Annotated in this window: 4 protein-coding genes; 2 read left to right on the plus strand and 2 right to left on the minus strand. The window is 58.3% G+C overall.

Annotated features, from left to right (window positions below; genetic code table 11):
* On the minus strand, positions 1-2,461 hold a 2,461-nt coding region (locus AB4Z11_RS19345; RefSeq protein ID WP_442026983.1), incomplete at its 3' end, for a S41 family peptidase.
* A 165-nt stretch (positions 2,462-2,626) separates the two neighbouring features.
* On the opposite strand from AB4Z11_RS19345, the gene AB4Z11_RS19350 reads away from it, so the two are divergent.
* Together AB4Z11_RS19350 and AB4Z11_RS19355 are read left to right on the plus strand one after the other, a co-directional pair.
* Entirely contained in the window at positions 2,627-4,669 is a 2,043-nt protein-coding gene (locus AB4Z11_RS19350) for a putative bifunctional diguanylate cyclase/phosphodiesterase (RefSeq protein WP_442026984.1), read from the plus strand.
* Positions 4,670-4,855: 186 nt separating this feature from the next.
* Complete coding sequence (locus AB4Z11_RS19355) at positions 4,856-5,164, plus strand: hypothetical protein (RefSeq protein ID WP_442026986.1); 309 nt, start codon at positions 4,856-4,858, stop codon at positions 5,162-5,164.
* 46 nt (positions 5,165-5,210) lie between these two features.
* Here the strand turns inward: AB4Z11_RS19355 and gltA are convergent.
* Positions 5,211-6,449 (minus strand): citrate synthase (gene gltA / locus AB4Z11_RS19360; protein WP_442026987.1); only part of this gene is annotated, 1,239 nt, incomplete at its 5' end.

Below are 6,449 nucleotides of genomic sequence, written 5' to 3' on the forward strand. Positions count from 1 at the left end.
CCGTCAGCGGTGCGCGCAAAGTAGGATTCCAGTTCAGGCCACCGTAGATTTTGCGGAAGCGGTAGTGGCCATTAGCGATCTCGTAATCCGCACCCAGCAGGCCGCCGGGCACGGGGCGCGCATCGACAAAGTTATCCCCTCCCCCGCCGCGATGATGGCCGACCGACAGCTCGCTGCACAGCCACTGGATCACGCGGTTCAGATCCGCACGCGAAGCCAGATCAGGCAGGAAGACGGCATACTTGTCGCGCATCTTCGCCCAATCCACGCCGTGCATATGCGGATCGTAGAAGTAATCGCGATTGATACGCCAGGCTTCGTTATAAATCTGCGTCCACTCGGCGCGCGGATTGGCTTTGACCTCCAGCGCATCGATGCGCAGCTTGCCTTCGCTCGGCGACAGCAGTTTGCCGGTGGCCGAGCCCATTGCCCAGTTTTCCTTCAGGCGATGCAGCAGCTTCTTGCCGTCCGCACTGACTTCGAAATCGTCCGCTTCCGCGACCAGGGTTTCAGCCTTGCGCTCTTTCAGATCAAAGCGCTGCACCTGTTTCTTGCCATCGCTTTCGCGCAGGAAGAAGATCTGGCCTTCCGCACCGGCCTGCAAATCAAAATACTGCGACGCTGGCAGCGGCAGGTCGACCATGCGGGTCGAGATGCCATCGAAGTCGATACGGATTGGCGCCACGACCTTCAGCTTCACTTTTGGATCGTCGCGGCCAGTGACCGGATCGACCGGCGGCTTCTCGTCTTTTGGCGCTTCCTTCTTGTCCGCTGCCGCTTCCTTCTCTGGCGGCGGCGGTTCCTTCGGCGCGCCCTTCTCTTCATCGCTTTCCTTGATCAGCGGCGAAGGCAAGTCCTTGCGCAGTACCGTCATCCAGATCGTGCGCGTAACGCGGTTGTCCTCATTCTCCAGAGAGAACCAGTTGTTGCTCGGTCCCGCATCGGTCGAAGCGAAGTAATAGAGATATTTGCCGTTCTTATCGAATACGGGACTGGCGACATCGGACAAGCCATCGGTCACGGCATACGATTTGTTCTCGTCCAGCGCATAGATATAAGCGGTACGCGTGTAAGTGAGGGAGTTGAGCGTGTAAGCGATCCAGCGCGAATCCGGCGCCCAGGCTGCATACAGCGATTTGTTCACGCCGTAGATCGGTTCCGTAGCGATCTTCTTGATCGCGCCGCTTGCGAGATCGATCACGTACAGCGACCAGCTGTTGTCGATGTATGCGATCTTCTTGCAGTCCGGCGACCAGGACGCGCGTTCATAGAAACCTGCACCCTGCAGCTTGTACTTGCGGACTTCGCCCTTGCCATCCTGCTGGCGCACATGCAGCGCATACTCCCCCGACTCGTCGGAGAAGTAAGCGACCTGGCGTCCATCGGGCGACCATGCCGGACCGCGCTCGTGCACAGCGGGCGACTGGGTCAAATGGCGCACATCGCCTTTATCTGCGGGCAGCGTGAGGATATCGCCGCGGAATTCAAACGCCACGCGCGCACCCGATGGCGACAGCGAGGAATCTCGGATGTACTTAGCGCCGCGCACCCAGCGCTCGCGCGACAGGCCAAGATCTGCGCTCACGCCAATCACGAGGCGCTTGTCGCCGCCGTTGTCGAGATCGAGCATATGCAGATAGCCCGCCTGTTCGTAGACGATGTGATTGCCGTAGGCCGCCGCATTCAGCACGGGGAAGTCCACGTGCCGTGTCACCTGGCTGACCGCTTTCGTGCGCGTGTCGTACACCCACAGATTGAACTCGCCCACGCGGTCGGAGCGGAAGTAGACCTTGTCGCCGATCCACATCGGATCGACATCGTTGACGCGCGTTTCGGGCTGCGGAATTTTCTCAACCGAGCGGTCCGCGCCATTGAACAGCCAGAGCACGGAATTCAGACCGCCACGATAGCGCTTCCATTGCAGGAAGGCCGGCGAAGTCGGGTTGTAGGCGATGCGCTTGCCGTCCGGCGAATAGGCGGCGCGCGCTGCGTTGGGGATCTCCAGCTGCGTCTCCACGCCGCCGGAAACGGGCACCGTGTATAGCTGGCGATAGCGGTTGTTAAAGGCCGCTCGGGGCGACGTGAACATCACATGGCGCGAATCGGGCGTGAAGGCTTGCACCAGGTCCGCGCCGGGATGCCAGGTCAGGCGCTGCGGGATGCCGCCGCTGACCGGCAGCACATACACATCGGTATTGCCATCCACCTGAGCGCTGTAGGCAATCAGCTTGCCGTCCGGCGAAAACACGGGATTGGACTTTTCGCCGATGTCAGACGTCAGTCGTCGCACGCCGCCGCCGTCGTGGTTAGCGAGCCACAAGTCACCACCATAGATAAATGCAATGTGATCGCCCGAGATCGCGGGCTCGGACAAAAGGCGGGTATCGACAGTATTGGGAATTGCCCACGCCGCCATAGGCAGCAGAGCGAGAATGGTGCAGAAAACGCGGGTAAAGAACAAGCACGCCTCCTTCAAATAAGCGGCGCGGAGCGGCCCCAAACGCGCGGCACTCAACGCCAAATTAGCTAAACTAGCTACTTGCAAATAAGTGGGCCAGGACAGCCGGCATCCGCCCATCGTTATTTCGCCGGCAACAACAATAACATAAMCAATGTCGGGGAAAATATGGACACAGACCAGGCTCGGGTCGGCGCTGTCCCGCTCATGGACATCATGAATCTGCTCGCCAGTACGTTTTACGTGCTTGATGAGGCGGGACACTTCATTCTCTGGAATAAGCGGCTGGAATTCGCCACGGGCCTCAGCGCGGCGCAGCTGCGCACTGTCCATATGCTGGACCTGGTGGAACCGGCCGACCGTCCCAAGGTCGCGGAAGCTTTCTGCACTGTATTCCAGCAGCAGGAGCAAGTGCAGCTGGAAGCGCGGCTGCGCTTCGACGGACGTGACCTCCCCTACCTCTTATTTGGTACCCGGCTGCGCACCAGCGGCCAGGATTATCTGTGCGGCATGGGCGTCGACCTCGGTCCGCGCTACCGCCAGCAGGAAGCGCTGGAGCTGCGCGAACGGGCGCTGCATGCGGCCAGCAATGGCGTGGTAATTACCCGTTGCGATGGCGACAACAATCCGATCGAATATGTCAACCCGGCCTTCGAGCGGATTACCGGCTATAACGCGGACGAGGTGCTGGGCCTCGATTCGCGGCTGATGGCCGCGCCGGGCCTGGACGATCCGCAGCGCGCGGCCCTGCATGATGCGCTGATGGCGCATCGCCCCTGCTCGGTGGTATTCCGCAACCGGCGCAAGGATGGCCAGGTGTTCTGGAATCAGCTGTCGGTGACCCCGGTGGGCGACGGCGGCGGGCGTGTGACGCATTTCATCGGCATTATCGAGGATATTACAGCGCTGAAGGAACGCACCTCCCAACTGGAGCATCAGGTGACGCACGATGCGCTGACCGGCGTGGCGAACCGGACTCTGCTACGCGACCGGCTGGAACATGCCGTCCACTCCGCGCATCGCACGGGCGGGCATGTGGCGGTCGCCCTGCTCGATCTGAACAAATTCAAGGAAATCAACGACACCATGGGCCATGACGCGGGCGACCAGGTGCTGAAGCAAATCGCCCTGCGCCTGCGCGAAGCGGTCCGCGACACGGATACGGTGGCCCGGCTGGGCGGAGATGAGTTCGTGCTGGTATTGGCGGAGCAACCATCGCTGCGCTTCACCTTGCGCATGATCGAGCGCGTGCGCCAGGCTTTGGGGGAGGACTTGCATATTGATGGGCGGGATTTGTCCGTGGGCGCAAGCATGGGCGTGGCGGTTTATCCGCAGGATGGCGATAGTTTTTCTACGCTGCTGAAGGCGGCCGATGCGGCCATGTATACCGGCAAAGGCGCCGGTCCGGGAGCGGTGCATTTTTATTCGCCGGATATGGCATCCAGCTCCGAGGCGCGCCAGAAAATGGAATCGGCTTTACGCGACGCGGTAAATGGCGAAGATATTTATCTGCTTTATCAGCCGCATGTCTGTGTTTCGACCGGTAAATTGCAGGGATTGGAAGCTTTATTGCGGTGGCGCCATCCCGAGCACGGAGAATTATTACCCGGCGATTTTTTACCCGATGCCGAAGAAAATGGCTTGATCATTCCTATTGGACGGCGCGTATTGGAAGACGTTTGTGAAACGCTGGGCCGTTTGGCCTATTTAGGATTCGACGAGGTGCCCATTTCCTTTAATTCCTCGAATCGCGAATTCAGTCAGCGCGATTATTTGCCGCATATTGCCCGACGCGTGAAACACTATGGCTTGAATCCGGAACGATTGGAAATTGAGCTGAAGGAATCGCAGCTGATGAATAATCCGGAACGGGCGCAACGGCTGGCACATGGCGTGCACAAACTCGGCATTGGCCTGAATATTGATGAATTCGGTGCCGGCGCATCAAATATCGCTTGCCTGGGTGCGATGCAGGTACGGCGACTGAAAATGAGTTTCGGGCCAATTCGCAATATCGGACGCAGCGCGGCTTTGGCCAAGACCATGCTCGATATCGGGCATAACCTGAACTTCAAAGTGGTCGCTACCTGCGTCGAAAATAAAGCGCAGCACGACTTCCTCGCCGCGCACGGCTGCAGCAGCATGCAGGGCAATTTCATCTCCCGCCCACTGCCCCGGCCCGACCTGGAAAAATGGCTCACCGCTCTCTGAATATGCCAATATCTGGCACGTTCGCACCATAAAACAGCTCATTGAACTTTTCACTGCCCTACCTGTCCTAGCTCAACACCGCCGCCCATCGCGTGGGCTACAGTGCCTGAACTATCTCATCGGGGGTGCGCCATAAACGACGGGTTGGAAACTTATGAGAACAGAATTACCAAGCTTGAGGTAGCCGTGGAAAACAACGATAAAGCGTTGACCGCCATCAATGCGACGCTTATGGCAATTCATCAGGAAATAGCGGCGATTCGCGAAGAACGCAAACGCGATATAGATCCATTGCGCAATGAATTTACACTCAGTATTAATCAGCTGCGCACAGAGTTTCATCACGAGATTAATCAGCTACGCACGGAGTTCAATCATGCGATCGATTTGATGAGGGAAGAACATAATCGCAGCTTGCGCTGGATTGTTGGCGTGGTGATTGCCAATATGATGATGAATGCGGGAATATTAGCGCGAATGGCGCACGTGATATAAAAAAAGCCAACCCGCAGGTTGGCTTTTTTACTGAAGCGGCAAATGATTATTTGCGGTCTTTCAGTGGTGGTACGTCGCGAACGGTGGAACCGACGAACAGCTGGCGTGGACGGCCGATTTTCTGTTCTGGGTCGGCAATCATTTCGTTCCACTGGGCGATCCAGCCAATGGTACGGGCCATTGCGAAAATACCGGTGAACAGGGAAACTGGAATACCCAGGGCCGATTGAACGATACCCGAGTAGAAGTCCACGTTTGGATACAGCTTGCGGGAAACGAAGTATTCGTCGTTCAGTGCAATCTTTTCCAGTTCCATGGCCAGCTTGAACAGTGGGTCGTCCTGCAGGCCCAGTTCGTTCAGCACTTCGTAGCAGGTTTCGCGCATCAGTTTCGCACGCGGGTCGAAGTTCTTGTACACGCGGTGACCGAAGCCCATCAGCTTGACGCCGGAATTCTTGTCTTTCACCTGAGCGATGAAGGCAGGGATATTCTCAACGGTGCCGATTTCTTTCAGCATGTTCAGTGCCGCTTCGTTGGCGCCGCCGTGGGCAGGGCCCCACAGGCAAGCAATACCGGCAGCGATACAGGCGAACGGGTTGGCGCCCGAGGAGCCAGCCAGACGCACGGTCGAGGTGGAAGCGTTCTGCTCGTGGTCTGCGTGCAGGATCAGGATGCGGTCCAGAGCGCGCACCAGCACGTCGTTGACCTTGTACTCTTCGCATGGGTTACCGAACATCATGCGCATGAAGTTCGCGGAGTACGACAGGTCGTTGCGTGGGTACATGAACGGCTGGCCGATCGAATACTTGTACGCCATGGCGACCAGGGTCGGCATCTTGGCGATCAGGCGGATCGCGGAGATTTCACGCTGCTTGGCATCGTTGATGTCCAGCGAGTCGTGGTAGAACGATGCCAGCGCGCCGACGGTGCCAACCAGCACGGACATCGGGTGCGCGTCGCGGCGGAAGCCACGGAAGAAGAACTGCATCTGCTCGTGAACCATCGTGTGCTTGGTCACGGTATCTACGAACTCTTTCTTCTGCGCTGCGTTCGGCAGTTCGCCGTTCAGCAGCAGGTAGCAGGATTCCATGAAGTCGGCGTTCACTGCCAGTTGCTCGATCGGGTAGCCGCGGTATTGCAGTTCGCCCTTGTCACCGTCGATGTAGGTGATGGTGGAATTGCAGGACGCGGTCGACATGAAGCCCGGGTCATAGGTGAACTTGCCGGTAGCGCCGTACAGTTTGCGGATGTCGATGACGTCCGGACCAACGGTGCCCTTGTAGAT

Origin of the sequence: Pseudoduganella sp. RAF53_2 (genome assembly GCF_052113985.1) — a bacterium.
Lineage (GTDB): Bacteria > Pseudomonadota > Gammaproteobacteria > Burkholderiales > Burkholderiaceae_D > Rugamonas.

Coding starts and splice junctions, on each gene's coding strand:
- AB4Z11_RS19350 (WP_442026984.1), top strand. CDS start 2,627: ATGGACACAGACCAGGCTCGGGTCGGCGCTGTCCCGCTCATGGACATC.